Raw genomic sequence first — 19,022 nt, 5'->3', positions numbered from 1 at the left:
GCGTACGTAACGAGGGTTAAAAAATTTCCTGCAGTTATGCGACGGCGACATCCGATAGCGTCGTCATTCCGCGTCGTCCCGCTCGTCAGACATATGTTCCCAGATTTCGGTGCAGCCACAGCCGTCTTCGACGTTGTCGAGGTGGCTCGTGTCGACATCGTCGCCGTTTTCTTCGCGTGTCTCCGTCATCGGTGCGTCACCTCGTACAGCTCGGGAGCGACGTCGGCAGAGGTGTGCTGCCGCGCCGACTCCCGCTGTTGTGCTGTCATCACGCCACCCTAAACGGGGCAGTATCTTAAGCCGCTCCGCACCCGTAACCATTTCCCCTGCTCTCCGGTCCCGGCCGCTGCTTCCGGTTTCTCTGACGGCCGTATAGGCAGATATTCGGGAGCCCTCGTTGGGTTCGAGTCGTAGACGGCGTCACCGCGTTCGCTGACGGACGGCAACCACTGCGAGGGCCGACGGCCTTAGGCCGACAGGGGGCGTGGTACCCGTATGCCGACCTCGGTACACCAACTCGACGACGGTGCGTGGCTGAGCGTCAACGACTCCCGGGAGGTAAACGTCAGCGACCTCTGGTGGCTCGCCAGACACGAGTTCTGCGACTGTGCAATGGCCGACTTTCTGGCAGAGGGCTTCGTTGAAATCGGCGTCGACTACCCGAACGTCGAAGGGCGCATCGCCGGCCAGTGTATTGCCTGCGGCGAGAGCGGCGTCACCGACTGGCTGACGCTCGGCCGCGTCGTCGACCCCGAGGAGGGAACGTTCTCCCCGGTCGATACCGAAAGCGTCCACATCCCCCGCCGCCGGCAGCGACTCGCCGACGCGTCCGAATAGTCAGCAACTATCTCCGGGAGTAGCGAGACACGGGGAGGATTGACGACAGAGGGCGTCGTATATGGGTGGGCGTATTGGAAATGGATATGCCGAGCAAGGTCGAAGCCTGGAAAGACGAGGTCTACGGAACGGAAATCCGTGACCACCTCTTCGAATTCGCCGAGGAGGGCTGGAGCGCCATCCCCGAGGACGAACGTGACGCGTGGTTCGAGCGGTTCAAATGGTGGGGGCTGTACCACCAGCGGAAGGGCCAAGAGAGCTACTTCATGATGCGTATCGGGACGCCGAACGGTCGGCTGACACCCGACCAGCTTCGGGTCGTCGGCGAAATCGCCGACGAGTACGCCCGCGGACCCGTCGACAACCCCGAATTCGGCGGGGCATACTGTGACTGGACGACGAGACAGGCGATTCAGCTCCACTGGATTCAGCTGCAGGACGTCCCCGAAATCTTCGACAAGCTGGAGGCGAACGGCCTCTCGACGATGCAGGCCTGTGGCGACTCGTGGCGGAACATCGTCGGCTCGCCGATGACCGGCCGGGACGCCAAAGAGCACATCAACGCGTGGCCGGTTATCAAGGAGCTCAACGAGACGTTCAAGGGCAACGACGACCACTCCAACCTCCCTCGCAAGTGGAAGGTCGCTGTCACGGGCGACACCCGTGGGTCGGGACAGGCCGAAATCAACGACCTCGGCTTCGAGCCCGCTGTCAAGGAAATCGACGGCACGGAGACGAAAGGGTTCAACATCCGCGTCGGCGGCGGCCTCTCCCGGAAGGAGCCGCGCTTTGCGCGCGATATTGACGTCTTTGTCACCCCCGGGGAGGTCGCCGACGTTGCCGGCGGGATTTCGGCGCTGTTCCGCGACCACGGCGACCGTGAGGACCGCTTCAACGCCCGCATCAAGTTCCTCGTCGACGAGTGGGGGACCGAGAAGCTCCGGCGCGTGCTGCAGGAAGACTACGTCGACTTCGAGCTGAAGACGGCCGGCGAGGACCTCCGCGAGCAGTACAGCTACAACGCCGGACGGAACGACGAGGTCGGCGACTACGTCGGTGTCCACGAGCAGACGGACGGCAACTACTTCGTCGGTCTCTCGGTGCTTGTCGGCCGAATGGGAGCACAAGAGGTCATCGAACTGGCCGACCTCGCCGACGAATACGGCTCGGAGCTCATCGGCCTCACACAGCGACAGAACATCGTCGTCGCCGACATCGCCGAGGAGGACCTCGATGCATTCCTCGAGGAGGACCTGCTGGAGTACCACTCGCCGGACCCCCATCCCTTCCTGCGCGGGTCTATCGCCTGTACGGGCACCGAGTTCTGCTCGCTGTCCATCGTCGAGACGAAAAACCGAATGGTCCGCTATGCCCGCTGGCTGAAGGACAACGTCGATGTCCCCGAGGGCGTCTCCGAGTTCCACATCCATCTGTCGGGCTGTACGGCCTCCTGTGCCCAGCCGCAGATTGCCGACATCTCCCTGCGCGGTATGAAAACCCGCAAGGACGGCGAGCCGGTCGAGGCCTTCGACATCGGGCTCGGCGGCGGCCTCGGCGAGAACCCGCAGTTTGCCGACTGGGTCGAGATGCGCGTGGCCGCCGACGAAGTGCCCGGCTACATCCAGAACCTCCTTGCCGTCTACGAAGCCGAACGGGAGGGCGACGAGTCGTTCCGGGAGTTCATTGCCCGCCACGGCGAAGACGAGTTGGGCGGCCTCGCGGAGCCGGAGGAGACCTCCTACGAGGACCCGTACCTCGAGAACACGAAGATGACGTGGTATCCGTACGCCGAGGAGACGGAGATGGACGCCTCCCCGGCCCCGTCGCCGGCTGACGACTAGCGCGGGCTGTCACCGCCCGATAGCTCGACGACGAACGAGTCCGTCGTCAGTCCGTAGATATCCATCGGCTGTCCTTTTTCGGAGTAGCTTGTCGCGACAGTCCGGACGAGCCCGGCGGTTTCGAGCCGGTCGAGGTGGTATGCCGCGACCTGAATCGAGACGCCGGCCGTCTCGGCGACCGCTGAGGCGGGGGCCGGCCCCGAGTCGAGGGCCTGCAGCACGCGCCGGGCGGTCTCTGAGGAGAGCGCCTCAAGTACGTCACCGTCGTCGATAGTAACGGTTTCGAGGTCACGGTCGCTGTCGGCGTCGAGTTCGGTGGGGACCAGTTCATTGACGCACATGGCTTGCAATCCATTATTCGAGGGAGTTTCTATTCGTTTTTACCGAGATACTATCGGTACAATAGATACAATTATAGTATCAGTACTATCAATACAGTCTATACTATCTATGCGCTCGGAAACCGAACTCCGACCCGTCCAAGAGGTCCACGTCGCGCCGGTCGGCTACGAGTACGACCGCATCAAGCGCCCGGCGCTCGAATACGGGGCTGACACGCTGTATCTGCTCCGCGAGCGGGAGCGGACGGAGCTGTCGTATCACGACCGACTGGTGACTGAGTTGACAGACAGAGGAATGACCGTCCGCTCCCGCGAGGTCGACCTCGATGACATGTACGACGTGCTCGGCGAGGTGACAACCATTGTCCACGGCCACGACGGCGACATCGTCCGTGTCAACGTCTCCAGCGGCCCGAAGCTCTCGACAGTCGGGGCGGCGCTGGCGTGTATGGCGACCGACGCAAGCGGCTACCACGTCCACCCGGAGACGCGAGCCCACCCACTCGACGAACAGCCGCGCACCGAGGGGATGCAGTTCGCCGAACAGCTCCCCTCGTATCCGCTGGAGACCCCGACCGAAGACCAGGTGCGGGTCCTCGACTACATCGACAGACGCGACAGCGAGACCTATACGCCGAAGAAAAGCGACCTCATCGAGTTCGCCGAAGACGAGCAGCTGGATTTCCTCACCCGCTCGGAGCCGGCAAACGATAAGGCGAAGTTCGCGCTGCTGAACAACCGGATTCTGGAGCCGCTCTCGGCGAACGGCTACGTTCACATCGAGCCGGTCGGCCGGACGAAACAGGTGTCGCTAACCGACACCGGCGAGAACGCGCTGCGGGCGTTCCGACACAAGCTTTGAGCGCCGACGCCACATAGCGGTTACATGGACGAACGCGTACGGGAGCACGCGGCGGTGCTCGTCGACTGGAGCGCACGGGTCGACCCCGGCGATGATGTCGTCATCAGCGTCGCCGAGGACGCACACGAACTGGCTGTCGCCGTCGCCGAACGCCTCGGCGAGGTCGGCGCGAACGTCGTGACGACGTACGGCTCCGCGGAGCTTCAGCGGGCGTACCTCCAAGCCCACGACGGCGACTTCGAGGCCGGCGACCACGAGGCGGCGCTGCTTTCGGCGGCCGACGTGTATCTCCGGCTCGGCGGCGGACGGAACACCGCCGCGACAGCCGATGTCGAAAGCGAGACGCGACAGGCCTACTCCCGTGCCCGGGCCAATATTCGCGACGCGCGGATGGACACTGACTGGGTCTCGACGGTCCATCCGACCCGGAGCCTCGCCCAGCAGGCCGGCATGGCCTACGAGGCGTATCAGGAGTTCGTCTACAACGCCGTACTCCGAGACTGGGAAGCGCTCGCCGAGCGGATGGCGACTGTCAAAGCGCTGCTCGACGACGGCGAGCGGGTCCGCATCGTCAAAGAGCGAGACGACCAGCCGCGGACCGACATCCAACTGTCGATAGCCGACCGAACGGCGGTCAACTCCGCGGCATCGGTCGCCTACGATTCACACAACCTGCCGTCGGGGGAGGTCTTTACCGCCCCCGCCGACGCCGACGGCGAAGTATTCTTCGACGTCCCGATGACGATATCCGACCGCCGGGTCCGTGACGTTCGGCTCGTCTTCGAGGCGGGGGAAGTCGTCGATTACGAGGCCGCACAGGGAGAATCAGTCATCGAGTCGGTACTTGAGACGGATGCGGGGGCACGCCGACTGGGCGAACTCGGTATCGGGATGAACCGCGGCATCGACCGCGTCACCGACAACATCCTCTTCGACGAGAAGATGGGTGAGACGGCGCATCTGGCGCTGGGACGGGCGTACGATGCGAACCTGCCGGACGGCGAGTCCGGCAACGACTCGGCGGTTCACGTCGACCTGATTACCGACCTCTCGGAAGCCTCCCGCATCGAGGTCGACGGCGACGTCGTCCAGCGGAACGGCGTGTTTTACTTTGAAGACGGCTTCGAGGCGGCTAAGCGGCCGGATTGAACGGCAGCAAGCAACGAACAACTATTGTCGAACACCGTTTCGGTGATTTCTTCCGAATGTTTATTACTGTCAGGCTGCTTTGCCGTGATAGATACTAGCATGCGTCAGTTCTTCCCCGGCGGCGACCTCTCGCCGCTCCCCGAGGCGACGACGGCACAGAAGCGGCTCAGTCGGGCGGCGTTCAACCTCGTCTCGACTGGGTCGACACTCAACCGCGAGAGCTTTCGGGCGGTGCAGGCGGCGGCGGAGCTACCGCTGGCTACGGTCGACGAGACGACCGGAGCCGATGTCGACCCGGCCCACGAGGTCGTCGGCAGCCAGTTCGAGGCGGCCGAGGCGTTCTCAAACCGGACAGAGGACCGGGTGCTGACCGCGATGGTTTCGACGAGCCAACTGGCCGCCGAGTACGCGGCGTTCGTCGATAGCTCCGTTGACGAAGTCATTCCCGGAAGCCGGGAGCTCAACTGACCGAGCCGGCGGCTCGCGGAGAAAACACGGCTGAGGAGAGTAAGCCCCCTTCTGTTTTGACCCGGCATTCGGCTGAGCGCCCGTCGCGTCTCCGGGCTACCATGTTGCGACGGGCTTGCACCGGTGAGGATTCGCCGTTCCATCCCTTCTTCCGCGTCGGCTCGCGGCTGATGCCGCTCGCCCGGGCGTCGCCGTACGGCGACGCGCGCTCGGCGGGTTAGCTTCCTTCCCTCGCGGGTCGGGTCGCACGCCTCATTGCTCGGCGGAAGGGGTCTCGTTTCTGTTCCAGTGCCAGCGGTCTCCCGCTCCGGACTTGCGTCCGGTCACCTGCCCGGAGGGTGGGGGGACTTTCCTCATGGGCGCACAAAGCGCGCCCACGGGGACCGGGCTTCCTCTGCCAGTTCTAACTAGTCGGTTCCCCCGGTTAAGTGACTCGGTGGTGTTTAGCCGCCGGCGGCCAGAGAGACACACATGCACATCGAACGGCTACCGGTCGCCGTGCCGACCCGGGCGCCCAGCGGCGAAACCGCCGCCTACTGTATCGGCCGGGAGGAAGCGCTGCTTGTCGACCCGCCGGCACCCGACACCCGAATCGAACAGGTGCTCGACCGCGTCGAACATATCGCGGTCACCCACCACCATCCGGACCACGTCGGGGCGGTTTCGGAGTACGCCCGGATTGCCGACGCGACCGTGTGGTGTCGGTATGGCCGTGGCGACGGCTTCGAGGCGGCAACGGGTATCCGCCCCGACCGGACGTTCCGGGACGGAACGGAGGTACCGGCGGGCCGCAGCAACGTCATCGTCCGGGAAACGCCGGGACACGCGCCCGAGCATGTCGCTTTCGATGCCGCTGGCGCGCTCGTCGTCGGTGACCTCGCGGTCGCGGCGGGCAGCGTTGTCGTCGGCGCACCCGAAGGCGATATGCGCGCCTACCTGACATCGCTCCGCCGGGTATGGGCGATGGACCCCGAGCGGCTCTACCCGGCCCACGGACCGGTCATCGATGAGCCACGGAAGGTCTGTGAGCGGCTCATCAACCATCGTCGCGACCGCGAGCGCCGCGTGTTGGCGGCCGTCGAAGACGGTAGCCGAACGGTGGCATCGATACTGGATACGGCCTACGAAAAGGACCTCGACGGCGTCCGCGACCTTGCGGGGCAGACGGTTCGAGCACACCTCGACAAACTGGCCCACGAGGGACACATAACGTGGGACGGCGCACACGCCGACCCGGCCGGCTAGGCCGGCTCGGGAGCCGTGCTATCGCAGTCTGGCACCCGTTCAGCCTCTTTTTCACGGCGGGGACAAAGCCCGTCCCGCCGTCCGGCACCGCTGCGGTTAACCGCGCTGAACCGAACGGGTGGACATGGAGAGCCTCGAAGCCGCCCTCGGCCGCGCCGAGTCGCTGTCGGTCGACGAACTGGCCGACGCCATCGAGTCTATCGGCTTCGAGTGTACCCGTTGTGGCGGCTGCTGTACGGCAATCGACGACGAAGCAGGGACCGAGCCTCACACCGCCACCGTGTTTCCGGACGAGGTCCGACAACTGCAGGCGGCCGCTGATGAGCGCTTCGAGACGAGCTACGACTGGCGGGACGTGGCTCGCCCGATGCCCTACGGACTCGACGAGGACGGGACCGGTGAGACCTTCGAGTGGGCGTTGCAGACCGACGCCTGCGGCGACTGTACCTTCTACGAGGAGGCCGACGACGGAACCGGAGCGTGTACAGTCCACGAAGACCGGCCGCTCGTCTGTCAGACCTACCCGTTCAGTCTCGCACTGGGTGGCACCGGCGAGCCGATGGGGGAGGCGGTCGACCGCGAAGGGCTCGTCCGCGCCCACGAGTGTGAGGGACTCGGCCGCGACATCGACCGGGAAACCGCTGAGGAGCTGGCTGAGACGCTCAAAGAGCGGTCGATACGGGACCTGGAGGAAGCAATCGAACTCCGGGAGCGCTACGAGCCGCGCCCGGATGCCGACGGTGCGGTCGTCCACGATTCCGAGGGGTCGAAGCGACCCGATGGGACCCCCCTCGACAGACGATAGCTTCTATAGGCTTGTCTCACATAGCGTAACCGAACGTCTATGGAAATCTCCGAGAAACTCTTGTGTCTGTTCAGCGCCGAGGTCGAGGAGACCGAGGACAAATACGTTGTCGAGGTGCCGCGCCGCGAGGTCGATACCGGAGCTATCGAGGCCGGCGACACCTATCGCGTCGCGCTCATCAGCGGTGCGGAAGCCGCCCAGACAGAAACGGGCGGGGCGTCCGCGGCCCCGAGCGACGAACCCCAGCCGCCGGTCGAAGAAGGCGAAATCAGATACGTCGAAATCGAGGACCTTGGCAAGCAGGGCGACGGTATCGCCCGCGTCGAACGCGGCTACGTCATCATCGTCCCCGACGCGGAGGTCGGCGAGCGGGTCAAGATAGAGGTCTCCGAGGTGAAATCGAACTTCGCTGTCGGCGAAATCATCGAATAACGCCGGGCGTTTCCAACCCGTACCAACACCGCATGGAAGCTGTGAGCAATGGTGGAAAAACGTTAGTAAAACCGCACGCAAGCGGTGTGTTGACCGACCGTACCAAACGCCCTTTTGGGGTCGCTGTCGAAGGAGTTACTATGAGCGCGACTGCGGCAGCGGCGACGGCTGACCTCACCCGAAAGCAGCGACGTATCCTCACCTACCTCCGAGAGAAGGGCCAGACGAAGACGTATTTCAAATCGCGGCTCATCGGCGACGCGCTCGACATGTCCGCAAAGGAAGTCGGCGCGAACATGACCGCCATCCAGGAAAGCGATGTCGACGTTAGCGTCGAAAAGTGGGGCTACTCCTCGGGGACGACGTGGAAGGTAGACGTCTATGGCGGGTCGTAGCTGACGTACTCGTCGACAGTGTCGGCGAAGGCGACCGCTGCCGGCCCGAAGGAGTCGGCGTATCGGACGACCAGCGCGACGAGCGTCTCCGGCTGTCGGACGGTGTATCCGTCCTCGCGGTCGAGAAGGCCCGCAGCCTCCAGTTCTGCAGCGTATTTTGAGACCGTCGACCGTGAGACACCGAGAGCGTCGGCGATATCGCTACCGGAAATCTGGGGGTCCGAAAGCAGTTCGATGAGCATCCGGCGGGGCGTCTCACGGCGGAGATACCCCAGCGCTCGCTGTTCGTGCTCCGAGAAGCGGCCCGCCGGGAAGTACCGCTTGTACTCGCCGTCCTTCCGGTGTTCGATGGTGCCGTCCTCTTCGAGCGTCCGGAGATGGTGCTGGGTCTCACCGGTTCCCAACTGGAGGTCATCACGGAGCTTCGAAAAGTGCGCGCCGGGGGTCGTCGCCAGATAGCCGACGATGGCGTCTCTGGTCTCGTTTTCGCCGCCGTCGTCAGCCGAGAGCCGGACGAGCGGCGTCGTCGCGCCGAGGGCGGCAAAGCGCTTGAGCGTCGCGCGCTTGCCCTCGTCGATACCCCCATCGGTCATTGGTCGCAGTTAGTGAGGTGATAATAAAACAGCTTCGCAACCGCGGTTAGTTCGATTCGCGTTCGAGGTCAGCGTCGTCGAGACCGCCTTCGGGCATCTCTTCGTCCATCTCGGCGATGACCTCGTCGGGGTCTTTGATGTTGGCCGGGTCCTCACCGCTCTTTATCGCCTGCGCCTCTGCTTCCATCTCTTTTGGGTCCACCTCGGCTTCCTCGTCTATCTGGCCGAGGATTTCCTCGATGTTGTCAAGGCCGAGCAGTTCGCGCGCCTCGTCGTCGAATTCGAGTCCCTCGAGCAGTTGGGACTGGTCGGCGGCATCGCTGCCGGTGAGGTGCTTGCCGTAGCGGGACAGCAGGGACGTAAGCTCCTGTGGGAGGACGAAGGTCGTCGATTCGCCCTTGCCGATTTCTTCGAGCGTCTCCATGCCGCGCTCGATGACCGCCCGTTCGCCCATTGCCTCGGCGGACTTTGCGCGCAGCACGGTCCCGATGGCGTCACCTTGGGCTTCCAGAATCTGGCTTTGCTTTTCACCCTGTGCGCGGATGATGTTGGACTGCTTGTCACCTTCGGCCTTCTCGATGGCGGAGCGCCGTTCACCCTGCGCTTCGAGAATCATCGCACGCCGCTTCCGCTCGGCGGAGGTCTGCTGCTCCATGGCCTGCTGGACATCCTTCGAGGGGTTGACCTCGCGGACCTCGACGGATTCGACGCGGATACCCCACTCGTCGGTCGGTTCGTCGAGTTCCTTGCGGATTTTGGCGTTGATTTCCTGCCGCTTGTTCAGCGTATCGTCCAGTTCCATGTCGCCGAGCACGGCACGGAGCGTCGTCTGGGCGAGGTTTGAGACGGCCTTCTTGTAGTTGTCAACTTCGAGGAAGGCCTTCTTTGCGTCCATGACTTTGATGTAGACGACGGCGTCGGCGGTCACCGGCGAGTTGTCGCGGGTAATCGCTTCCTGCCGCGGGACATCGAGCGTCTGGGTTCGCATATCGAAGGTGTACGTCCGGGAGACGAACGGCGGGACGAAGTTGATACCCGGTTCGAGCAGCCGCCGGTACTCGCCGAAAACCGTCAACGCCCGCTTCTCGTAGGCATCGACGATTTCGACGGCCTGATACACTGCGACGACCGCCACGACGAGCAACAGAAGGGCGACGACGGGGATGACCGTCTCACCAATCTGGAGGGGCGTAAGCATACCATTGTATTCGGCCGACGCGGGCATAAGCGTTCGGCAAGCCCAACATCGGTTTTGACTGTCCGGGAACGGGCGAGCTTAATAAATCAGATTTTCCCTAGCACAACCAAAATTGTTTTGTCGGCAGCTACGGTTAGCCTGTTCCATGACACGCACGGCGCTTCCGCACGATGCGAAAGCCGGGCCGACAAAGCCGGAGGTCCGGTCGGTGACGCTCGGGAAGCTCAACCTTACACCCGAAGACCACTTCGCCGAGGTCGGGGCCTGTACCGGCGCGGTTACCATCGAGGCCGCCCGGCAGGCCGGGACGGTGACCGCGGTCGAACGGAAGGAAACCCGCATCGAGACGGCAGCGAAAAACCTCGACGCAAACGGCATCGAGGATGTCGACCTCCGGCAGGCGGAGGCTCCCAACGGATTACCCACGGATGCTGACGCGCTGTTTCTCGGCGGCTCCAGGAACTACGGGGCGGTGCTCGATTTCGCCGCCGAAAACGGCATCGACCGAATCGTGATGAACGTGTCACGGCTGGAGGTCGCCGGCGACGCCGTCCGGGCGTTCCGGGAGCGGGACCTCTTCGAGGAGGTTATCCAACTGCAGGTCTCGACCGGCTACGAACTCGCCGGCGCGACCAGCTTCGAATCTGACAACCCGGTCTACGTCATCGTTGGAGGCGCACAATGACGCTGTACGGCGTCGGGCTCGGACCGGGCAACGCCGGCCTGATAACCGTCCGCGGGCGGGAGGTGCTCGAATCGGCGGATGTCGTCTACACGCCGGGGCGGCTCTCCCGGAACGTCGCTACGGAATACGTCGACGAGAGTCAGCTGGGCGACCTCGACTTCCCGATGACGCGGGACGAAGAAAAGCTTCGCCGCGCATGGAAGGCGGCCGCCGAGGCGGTCGCACCAGTTGCGACCGACGGAACAGCCGCGTTCGTCACGCTCGGGGACCCGAACGTCTACTCGACGTTCGGCCATCTGCGCCGGACCCTCGATGCTTTCCATCCGGCAGTCGATGTCGAGGTCGTTCCCGGCGTCTCGACGGTGACGGCCTTTGCGACGGCGCTCGATGTCGAAATCACCGCCGGCTCCGAGCTCGCGCTCCGGGAGGCCGACGGCGGCGCGGCACCGGTCGGCCCCGACCGGCTGGTGTTGTTCAAAGTGACCGACGTGCCCACGACACACGAGAAGCTCCGGGAGGCAGGGTATGAGGTCACGTACGGCCGGCGGCTCTTCATGGACGGCCACGAGAGTGTCATCACTGACGACCCGGCAGCGCTGGCCGAGCGCGACTACTACACCGTCGCCTACGCCGAACGACCGGAGGCGCTCGAAGAGCCGGTGACAGCGGCCTTCGAGGGGGTGTCGGATGACTGAGACCGACCCGCAGGCAGCCATCGACGCCGAGCGGAAAAAACACGCCCACGAGCGCGACGAGCGCGTCTACGAACACGTCGCTGGCGACAGCCAAGAGGGGATTCCCTTCATCGGTGCCGGGCCGGGCAATCCCCGACTGTTGACCGTCGCGGGCAAGGAAGCCGTCGAATCGGCCGACCTCGTCGTTCACGCCGGCTCGCTGGTCAACAGCGAGCTACTGGAGGCGTACTGTGACGACGCCGAGCTCGTAAACAGCGTCGGCAAGGACCTCGAAGAGCTGGTGCCGCTGATGCGCGATGCCTACGAGGACGGGCGGTCGGTCGTCCGGCTCCACAGCGGCGACCCCGCCATCTACGGGGCGGCACTGGAACAGATGGACGCCCTCGAACACGAAGGCGTCCCCACCTACATTGTGCCGGGCGTGACCGCGGCCTTCGCGGCCAGCGCGACGCTGCGAACGCAGTTGACGCTCAACGAGACGGCAAACCACGTCGTCTTCACCAGGCCGCAGGGAAAGACACTCGACCCGGAAGACGACCATCTGGCGGAGTTCGTCGAAATGGGCGACGTGACCGCCTGCGTCTATCTCGGTACGCACGCGGTCGCCGAGACGATGGAGCGGCTCGTCGAGGAAGGAGCCGACCCCGAGACACCGGTCTCGGTCGTCTATCACGCCTCGTGGCCGGACGAGGACATCATCGAAGGAACCATCGGCGACATCGGCGAGAAGGTCGAGGCGGCCGGCTACCGCGCCTCGGCGCTGGTACTCATCGGCGACGCGGCGGCCGGGGCCGGCTACGAGCGGTCGTATCTGTACGGCGGGTGGGCAAAGCGGGGCGAAACCGAAAGCGACACCGACGACACCAATGAGTGATACCAACGACAGCGACGGCGGCAGTTGTTCGACGCCCGACTCCGACGGCGAGGTCGCCGAGGAGATCGGCATCGTCAGCTTCGAGCGAAAACGACCCGTCGCCGAAGAGATTCGAGCGGAACTGAGCGACGACTACGAGCGCATCGACATTCTTGATTACCACGGCGAGGTCTTCGCCGACAACTGGGGCGACTACGACTGCTTTGTCGGCCTCATGGCCTCCGGCATCGCGATGCGGAAGACCGCCGGGCTGCTCGACGACAAGTGGGAGGACCCGGCCGTCGTCGTCATCGACGAGGAGCTGACGTGGGCCATCCCGTTGACCGGCGGCCACCACGGCGCAAACCAGGTCGCACACGACCTCTCGAAGCTGGGTGCGGTTCCGGCGATGACGACCGCCTCGGAGGCCGCCGGCAAGCAAGGCGTCGAGTCGAAGGCGAAGGCGCTCGACTCACACGTCGTCAACGGCGACTCGACAGTGGCGACGAATCTCGCGGTTCTCAACGACGAACTCGGGCCGGTCGAGCGGCTCGACGGCCCGCGGGCGGTGCTCGTCGGCGACGATGTGACGGTCCTCAAGCGCAACAGCGACGACGGCGTCGTCCTCGGAACCGGAACCGTCGACGGCGTCCGAAAAGAGCAGGTCCTCGACGCATGGGAGGCTGCGCTCGGCGAGACGGAACACGACATCTCGGATGTCGAGTTCGTCGCCACGGCAACCCGCAAGGAAGGCGAAGCGGGGCTCTACGAGGCCGCCGAGGAAATCGGCGTCGGCGTCGTGTGCTTCGACAAGGAGACGCTCTTAGACCACGAGGGGCCGTCGCCGTCCCGGGCCAAGGAGCTCATCGGCTGGCCCGGCATCGCTGAGGCGTCGGCGATAGCGGGCGGCCGCGACCACGAACTGCTCCGGGAGAAAGAGCGGTTCGACGAGGCCGTGACGGTCGCCATCGGGAAGTAGTACAAATCGACTTTAGATACAACAAGCACAATTGTTATTGTGCCGCGGCCTATGTCCGACGACATGGAACAGACGGACGATTACGCGAACGGTCCGCCACGGACCGGCGGAGGACAACCGTGACGGCGTCGGACGGCGAGTCGATGGGGACACTGTACATCGTCGGCATCGGCCCCGGGCTCCCACACGCGATGACACAGCGGGCGCGGGATGTCATCCAGACTGCGGACTGTGTCATCGCCTCGAACCTCTATCAGGAGTTCCTGCGGCGGGACGGCACGTTACCCCCTGAAGCTGAAACCGACGGCGGGACGGCTACCCGGCCGAACGGCACCGAACAGGAAATCGTCCGGTCGTCGATGGGACGGCAGGTCGAACTCGCTCGGGAGGCCTTCGAGCGCGTCCGAAACGGTGAGGACGTCGCCCACGTTTCCGGCGGCGACCCCAACGTCTACGGCAAGAGCGACCTGGTCTTCCTGATGGCCGACGAGGAGGACGCCGACGACATCCCGATTGAGGTCGTTCCGGGCGTGACGGCGGCGCTGGGCGGGGCGGCGAACCTCGGTGCGCCGCTTTCGAACGACTTCTGTACCGTCTCGCTGTCCGACAAGTGGCGCGGCTGGGACGAAATCGAAGAAAAGCTCCGCGCGGCGGCAATCGCCGGCTTTGTCATCGTGCTGTACAACTGCTGGCGCGATTACGAACGCGCCATCGAAGTCATCCGCGAAGAGCGGGCCGACGACGTGCCGGTCGCCATTTTCAACGACGCCGGCCGCGGCGAGGCCGGCCGGAACGTAGACGACGAGACACACACCATCACCACGCTCGGAGCGGCGACCGACCACGACGAGAAGGTCGGCGGCATGGGCACCTCGATTCTCGTGGGAACCCACGAGAGCCACGAATGGGAAAACGACTACGAAACGTACCTCGTGACGCCACGCGGCGGCCGCGAGGTCGAAGATTTCTGAACCAATGAGCACCGACGACACCACCGAGACGACGGACGCATCGACGACGGAATCGAAATGTGGGGCCTCCGAGGCGGAGGCAAGCACCGAATCCGAAAGCAAATGCGGCGCATCGAAAACGGACACCACCACCGAGACAGAAAGCGCGTGTGGAGCCGACAGCGGCTCGGAGTCCGACTCGACGTGCGGCGGCAGCGACAGCGAGGAAGACGAGGTCGGCGCGACCGTCGACGACTTCGATGCCGAGCCCGGCCGGCTCGTCGCCGTCGGCCTCGGCCCCGGCAAGCCAAAGGGGATGACCGCACGAGCGAAGGCGGCACTCGCCGACGCCGAGCATATCGTCGGCTACACGACCTACGTCGAGTTGCTGCCCGATGACATCGTCGAGGCGGCCGACGACATCCACTCGACGCCGATGTGCGGGGAGGTCTCCCGGACCGAGGAGGCCATCGACCGGGCGCTGGCGGGCAACGACGTCGCCATCATCGGCTCCGGCGACCCGAACGTCTACGCGCTGGCGGGGCTGGCGCTTGAGATTCTCGAATCGAAAGGCGGGACAGCCTCGGCGGTCGATTTCGAGGTTGTTCCCGGCGTGCCGGCGGCCCAGTCCTGCGGCGCTCGACTCGGCGCGCCGCTTGTCAACGACACCGTCTCAGTGTCGCTTTCCGACCACCTGACGCCGATGGAAGAAATCGAATCCCGCCTGCACGCGGTCGCTCCCGAGGGGTTCACCATCGCCATCTACAACCCGTGGAGCCGCAAGCGGCGGGAGAACTTCCAGACCTGCTGTGAGATTCTGCTGGAACACCGTGACCCGGAGACGCCGGTCGGCATCGTCCACGGCGCATCGCGCGACGACGAAAAGACGCTGATTACGGACCTCGGCACGCTGCCGGAACTCGGCGAAGAAGACATCGTCGACATGACGACGACCATCATCGTCGGCAACGAGGAGACGTACGTCTGGGACGACCGGATGGTGACGCCCCGCGGCTACGAGACGAAATACGACTACTAGAACGATGGCATACGAGATTACCGTCGATATGGACGCCTGCGAGGGAATCTTCGCCTGCCTGGTCCGGGACGACCGGTTCGCCGAGGCCGAGGACGGTCTCGTGACCCTGCCGGGCGGTGAACGAACCGAGGGCATCCTCTCGGCGACGTTCGACGACGACCAACGCGAGGCCGCCGAACAAGCCGCTGCGGCCTGTCCGACCGACGCAATCGAGGTGAGTGACGCATGAGCGAGCACGCGACTGCACCGAAGACGCTGCTTGATGCCCACCCCGAGACGGCCTACTTCTGGGGCCGCGTCGCCGGTGACGGCGAGGTGACCACCGGCGGCGTCACCGTCCGGACGAGCGACGAAACGGCCGCCGACCGACTCGCAGCCATCGCCGGGGCCGACGCCGTCGACCACGAAACGGTCGACCGCGAGTACGCACACGACACGTCGATTACCAGAAACGAAGACCGCTATACCGTCCAGCTACACGGCCCGGTCGGCGACCGTGCGGCGGCGGCCCTCGGGCTGCCGTTCGAGGGCGACCCCGGCGGCTACCGACTGGATACGCTGACGACCCACGACCGACAGCTCCTCCGGGGACTGCTCGAAGGCTGTGGGACAGTGTGTTTCAAATCCTCCGCCGGAGCCGTCGGCGTCTCCTTCGTTCACGACGACCGGGCGCTGCTGGAGCGGATACAGGGACTGCTCGACGAGGCGGACGTAGACGCTCCGTACGGCGACATCGACGAGACCTCCTCGGGCGGCTTCTGGTTCGGCATCGACGACGGTGCCGTGCCGGCATTCGGTGAGTGGCTCTACGACGGCAGCGACGACGACGGCTGCTTCGCCCCGAGCCGACGGCGAAAGCTCCGACGGAGCATCGAGCAGGCGGAGGCGGACTAATGCTCGATGCGGAAGCCGTCGTGCTCGCGGGACACGGCTCTCGGCGGGAGAAGTCCAACGAACAGGTCCGGACGTTGGCTGCGGGGCTCGAAGGCCGACTCGGGTTTCCCGTCACCGCCGGATTCATCGAACTCGCCGAGCCGTCAATCCCCGAGGCCATCGAGTCGGTCGCGCCGTCGGTTTCCGATGTCACCGTCATCCCACTGTCGCTGTTTGCAGCCAGTCACGTCAAGGCCGACGTGCCGCTCGTGGTCAACGAGGCCCGTACCGAGCATACCGATGTGAATGTCCACAACGGACGGCATCTCGGCGTCCACCCCGCCATCGTCGAGCTGCTCGACGACCGGGCGGCGGCTGTCGAGGCTGAGCTGAATGTCGACCGCGAGGACGACGATGTCGTCGTGGTGCTGTGTGCTCGGGGGTCGTCCGACCCGGACTCCAACGGCGACGTACACAAGCTCGCTCGACTGCTCTACGAGGGGCGAGCGTTCGCGGACGTGGAAGCGGCGTTTATCGGCGTGACCGAACCGCTGCTGGAGCCGGCGCTTCATACCGTTGCCAAACGCCGTCCCGATGCCGTCGTCGTGCTGCCGTACATGCTGGGCGACGGCGTACTGACAGAGCGTATCCGCGAGACGACGGCGACGTTCGACGACGAGTACCGCTACGCCGAGGCCGCCTGCGGGGACCCGCTCGGGACCGACGACCGGTTGCTGACGGTGCTTGCCGACCGCTTCGAGGAGGCCCGGACGGGTGACGTCTCGATGTCGTGTGACACCTGCAAGTACAAGGTCGAGTTGGACGGCTTCGAAGGGGAAGCCGGCGGCGCTCGCGCGATGTTGCGCGCGATGACACATCAGGCGGCCCACGCCGACCGCTCCGACATCGACGAGGAGCCGCACGTCCACGACGCGCCGGACAAACACGTCACCGTCTGTACGAACCGTACCTGCGCCGACGCCGGCGCGGCGACGGTCCTCGAACGGCTCCGACAGGCCGTCAGAGACCGCGGTATCGATGCTCGCATCACCCGGTCGTCGTGTCTCGACCGCTGCGGTGACGGGCCGAACGTCGCCGTCTATCCCGACAACGTCTGGTACGGGGGTGTCGCCCCCGAAGACGTAGACCGTATCGCTTCGTCGCTGGAACGTGACCGCATCGTTTCCGAACTCGTTGACCAGACATTATGAGCTGCCACGAAATCGAAGCGCTCCGACTCGGACTGATGAACAGCCTCGGCATCGGCGACGACGCCACGCGACGCCATGCCCGTGACGAACTGGGCGATGACCCGGAACCACACATCGCGGCGCTTGCCGACGCCGAAAGCCTCGCCGCGTGTCGCCGCCATCTGGATACGGCACTCGTCGAACTCGAAGCCGAAATCGCCGAGGCCGACCCCGAGGCCCCGGATTACGACTACCTCCGGGGACGGCTCGTCGCCGTCCGCGACGCCGAAAACGCCCTCGAACGGCTGCTGTCCCACGGTGACGCCTTCCTGGATGACCTCGGCGAGAGCCACCACACCCTTCACGAGGCGTTTCCCGTCGATGAGTAGCGACCTGACACTGTCAGCGACGGCCGCCCTCGGAGACATCGACCCTTGCGGCTCCCGGCAGGCGGGCCGTCGCTCGGGGGTGACACTCGACGGCGACGGGCCGGTCGTCGGCCGCGCCGACGGGACCGTCGCGGCGTTCACACACGACGGGACCGAGCGCTGGACCGTCGATGGCACGGGAAGCGCAGTCACACTCGTTTCGACCGGCGACGGCGTACTCGTCGGCGAACGCTCCGAGCGCGGTCGAATACAGTGCCGCTCCCGGAATGGCAAAAGGCGCTGGCAGCACGACGCCGCCGACGATGTCGGTGGGCCGACGAAGGACACCCGGTTTTTCCTCCCGATGGTCGTCGACGCCGCCGTCGGCAGCGACGGCACCTGTTTCGTCGCTGCGCGCCGCTATGAGCGCCGTAACGGCGGCCGTGGCTTCGAGAGCAGCGTCTACGCGTTCGCACGCGACGGGACGCTCCGCTGGCGGTACGACGCCGACGCCTCGCCGATTGGAGTCGCGCCGCTCGACGAAGGGGACGGCGTCGCAGTCGCGTACAATCGCTGCCCGGGCGGCCACGACAGCGGGCTTGTCGTGCTCGACGACAACGGCAGCGAGCGCTGGACGTGGGACCCCAAACCGGGGGCCGACCGCCGGGTCGGGGACGTCGCCGTCGCCGACGGCAGTGTCGTCGTGACGAGCCACGCCGACTACCGCGGCTACCGACTCACCGACGGGAGCGTCGAGTGGGCCGTCGACCTCGGGCGGCCGCAGTCGGACGGCGGCGTCTACACGTATCCGAACCACGTCCACGCGACGGCGTCGGGGGCCGTCTTCCTGACCGGCAACACGTTTCCACAGGAGGGCCGCGAGACGGACGAACGCCACGAAAACGAGCAGACGGCGTTCGGCTACACGCCGGACGGCAAACGGCGCTGGCAGGCAGCCGTCGGCGGGTTCGCCCACGAAGTCGGCACGGACGGCGAGCGGATGCTCGTCCCGACTGCACAGCACTTCCGGGACTGCGACCCCACTGTCCACGGCTGGACGCTGTTCGATGTCGCCGATGGGCCGGTCGCCGCAGCATCGACCGACGGTGTCGTGACCGCCGCCGCAGTCGACGGCGAGCGCGGGGCTGTCGTCGAAGAGCCGGTCCGTTACCACGTTGATGAGACGCTACGCGGCGAATACTCGCTGCGAATGTTGTCATAAGC

General features: G+C 65.3%; 23 protein-coding genes, 1 other RNA gene and 1 pseudogene. 20 read left to right on the top strand and 5 right to left on the bottom strand.

From position 1 onward, the window contains the following. Positions 1-63: 63 nt before the first annotated feature. Entirely contained in the window at positions 64-189 is a 126-nt protein-coding gene (locus NP_RS15060) for a hypothetical protein (protein ID WP_011322302.1), read from the bottom strand. Positions 190-495: 306 nt separating this feature from the next. Here NP_RS15060 and NP_RS02880 point away from each other — a divergent pair, with 306 nt between their 5' ends. Both NP_RS02880 and NP_RS02875 read left to right on the top strand, forming a co-directional pair. Beyond that, positions 496-837, top strand: a complete 342-nt coding sequence (locus NP_RS02880; RefSeq protein WP_011322301.1) for a hypothetical protein — start codon at positions 496-498, stop codon at positions 835-837. 86 nt (positions 838-923) lie between these two features. Then, positions 924-2,678, top strand: a complete 1,755-nt coding sequence (locus NP_RS02875; RefSeq protein ID WP_011322300.1) for a nitrite/sulfite reductase — start codon at positions 924-926, stop codon at positions 2,676-2,678. On the opposite strand, the gene NP_RS02870 is transcribed toward NP_RS02875, so the two are convergent. Beyond that, positions 2,675-3,019, bottom strand: coding sequence for an ArsR/SmtB family transcription factor (locus NP_RS02870; RefSeq protein ID WP_011322299.1), 345 nt, complete (start codon positions 3,017-3,019; stop codon positions 2,675-2,677). The genes NP_RS02875 and NP_RS02870 overlap by 4 nt on opposite strands. A gap of 109 nt (positions 3,020-3,128) precedes the next feature. On the opposite strand from NP_RS02870, the gene NP_RS02865 reads away from it, so the two are divergent. From NP_RS02865 to NP_RS02855, 3 genes are all read left to right on the top strand, one after another. After that, entirely contained in the window at positions 3,129-3,881 is a 753-nt protein-coding gene (locus NP_RS02865) for an HFX_2341 family transcriptional regulator domain-containing protein (RefSeq protein ID WP_011322298.1), read from the top strand. A 24-nt stretch (positions 3,882-3,905) separates the two neighbouring features. Further along, complete coding sequence (locus NP_RS02860; RefSeq protein ID WP_011322297.1) at positions 3,906-5,030, top strand: aminopeptidase; 1,125 nt, start codon at positions 3,906-3,908, stop codon at positions 5,028-5,030. Positions 5,031-5,114: 84 nt separating this feature from the next. Then, complete coding sequence (locus NP_RS02855; RefSeq protein ID WP_158303752.1) at positions 5,115-5,498, top strand: hypothetical protein; 384 nt, start codon at positions 5,115-5,117, stop codon at positions 5,496-5,498. Between the two features lie 28 nt (positions 5,499-5,526). Here the strand turns inward: NP_RS02855 and rnpB are convergent. Further along, positions 5,527-5,897: RNase P RNA component (rnpB, locus tag NP_RS13240), an RNA gene on the bottom strand. 72 nt (positions 5,898-5,969) lie between these two features. Between rnpB and NP_RS02850 the strand changes: the two genes are divergently transcribed. The 4 genes from NP_RS02850 (at position 5,970) to NP_RS02835 (ending at position 8,375) form a co-directional block, all read left to right on the top strand. Then, positions 5,970-6,743 carry an MBL fold metallo-hydrolase gene (locus NP_RS02850; protein ID WP_011322295.1) on the top strand — a complete coding sequence of 258 codons (774 nt, stop codon included), beginning with the start codon at positions 5,970-5,972 and terminating at the stop codon, positions 6,741-6,743. A gap of 124 nt (positions 6,744-6,867) precedes the next feature. Beyond that, a complete protein-coding gene (locus NP_RS02845; protein ID WP_011322294.1) occupies positions 6,868-7,548 on the top strand; it encodes a YkgJ family cysteine cluster protein in 681 nt (226 codons plus the stop codon). Positions 7,549-7,587: 39 nt separating this feature from the next. Next, a complete protein-coding gene (locus tag NP_RS02840) occupies positions 7,588-7,980 on the top strand; it encodes a TRAM domain-containing protein (RefSeq protein ID WP_011322293.1) in 393 nt (130 codons plus the stop codon). Between the two features lie 140 nt (positions 7,981-8,120). Continuing rightward, positions 8,121-8,375 (top strand): DUF7123 family protein, encoded by a 255-nt coding sequence (locus NP_RS02835; protein ID WP_011322292.1) that lies wholly within the window; start codon positions 8,121-8,123, stop codon positions 8,373-8,375. On the opposite strand, the gene NP_RS02830 is transcribed toward NP_RS02835, so the two are convergent. Beyond that, complete coding sequence (locus NP_RS02830) at positions 8,360-8,968, bottom strand: winged helix-turn-helix transcriptional regulator (protein WP_011322291.1); 609 nt, start codon at positions 8,966-8,968, stop codon at positions 8,360-8,362. The two genes, NP_RS02835 and NP_RS02830, sit on opposite strands and share 16 nt — an antisense overlap. A gap of 46 nt (positions 8,969-9,014) precedes the next feature. Next, positions 9,015-10,166, bottom strand: a complete 1,152-nt coding sequence (locus NP_RS02825) for an SPFH domain-containing protein (RefSeq protein ID WP_049939447.1) — start codon at positions 10,164-10,166, stop codon at positions 9,015-9,017. Positions 10,167-10,311: 145 nt separating this feature from the next. Between NP_RS02825 and cbiT the strand changes: the two genes are divergently transcribed. The 11 genes and pseudogenes from cbiT (at position 10,312) to NP_RS02770 (ending at position 19,020) form a co-directional block, all read left to right on the top strand. Beyond that, positions 10,312-10,851, top strand: a complete 540-nt coding sequence (cbiT, locus tag NP_RS02820; RefSeq protein ID WP_011322289.1) for a precorrin-6Y C5,15-methyltransferase (decarboxylating) subunit CbiT — start codon at positions 10,312-10,314, stop codon at positions 10,849-10,851. Then, positions 10,848-11,543 (top strand): annotated as a pseudogene (locus NP_RS02815) (cobalt-factor II C(20)-methyltransferase); the annotation flags it as partial. The gene cbiT and the pseudogene NP_RS02815, both read left to right, overlap by 4 nt. Then, positions 11,539-12,420, top strand: a complete 882-nt coding sequence (locus NP_RS02810) for a cobalt-precorrin-4/precorrin-4 C(11)-methyltransferase (protein ID WP_011322287.1) — start codon at positions 11,539-11,541, stop codon at positions 12,418-12,420. The pseudogene NP_RS02815 and the gene NP_RS02810, both read left to right, overlap by 5 nt. Then, positions 12,413-13,378 carry a cobalt-precorrin 5A hydrolase gene (gene cbiG / locus NP_RS02805; RefSeq protein WP_011322286.1) on the top strand — a complete coding sequence of 322 codons (966 nt, stop codon included), beginning with the start codon at positions 12,413-12,415 and terminating at the stop codon, positions 13,376-13,378. Before NP_RS02810 ends, cbiG begins: the two co-directional genes overlap by 8 nt. Positions 13,379-13,521: 143 nt before the next feature. Next, positions 13,522-14,349, top strand: coding sequence for a precorrin-3B C(17)-methyltransferase (locus tag NP_RS02800; protein WP_049939445.1), 828 nt, complete (start codon positions 13,522-13,524; stop codon positions 14,347-14,349). 4 nt (positions 14,350-14,353) lie between these two features. After that, positions 14,354-15,367 carry a precorrin-3B C(17)-methyltransferase gene (gene cobJ, locus NP_RS02795; RefSeq protein WP_011322284.1) on the top strand — a complete coding sequence of 338 codons (1,014 nt, stop codon included), beginning with the start codon at positions 14,354-14,356 and terminating at the stop codon, positions 15,365-15,367. A 4-nt stretch (positions 15,368-15,371) separates the two neighbouring features. Further along, positions 15,372-15,596 (top strand): ferredoxin, encoded by a 225-nt coding sequence (locus NP_RS02790; RefSeq protein WP_011322283.1) that lies wholly within the window; start codon positions 15,372-15,374, stop codon positions 15,594-15,596. After that, on the top strand, positions 15,593-16,261 hold the full coding sequence (locus NP_RS02785) for a hypothetical protein (RefSeq protein WP_011322282.1): 669 nt from the start codon (positions 15,593-15,595) through the stop codon (positions 16,259-16,261). The genes NP_RS02790 and NP_RS02785 overlap by 4 nt, the downstream gene beginning before the upstream one ends. Next, on the top strand, positions 16,198-17,451 hold the full coding sequence (locus NP_RS02780; protein ID WP_394296336.1) for a CbiX/SirB N-terminal domain-containing protein: 1,254 nt from the start codon (positions 16,198-16,200) through the stop codon (positions 17,449-17,451). Before NP_RS02785 ends, NP_RS02780 begins: the two co-directional genes overlap by 64 nt. After that, positions 17,448-17,819 (top strand): DUF3209 family protein, encoded by a 372-nt coding sequence (locus NP_RS02775; RefSeq protein ID WP_011322280.1) that lies wholly within the window; start codon positions 17,448-17,450, stop codon positions 17,817-17,819. The genes NP_RS02780 and NP_RS02775 overlap by 4 nt, the downstream gene beginning before the upstream one ends. Next, positions 17,812-19,020, top strand: coding sequence for an outer membrane protein assembly factor BamB family protein (locus NP_RS02770; RefSeq protein ID WP_011322279.1), 1,209 nt, complete (start codon positions 17,812-17,814; stop codon positions 19,018-19,020). The genes NP_RS02775 and NP_RS02770 overlap by 8 nt, the downstream gene beginning before the upstream one ends. Positions 19,021-19,022: the final 2 nt, after the last annotated feature.

The organism is Natronomonas pharaonis DSM 2160 (assembly GCF_000026045.1).
Classification (GTDB): Archaea; Halobacteriota; Halobacteria; order Halobacteriales; family Haloarculaceae; genus Natronomonas; species Natronomonas pharaonis.
Note: the sequence above shows the minus strand (reverse complement) of the source record. Positions and strands in the feature narration are given on the sequence as shown.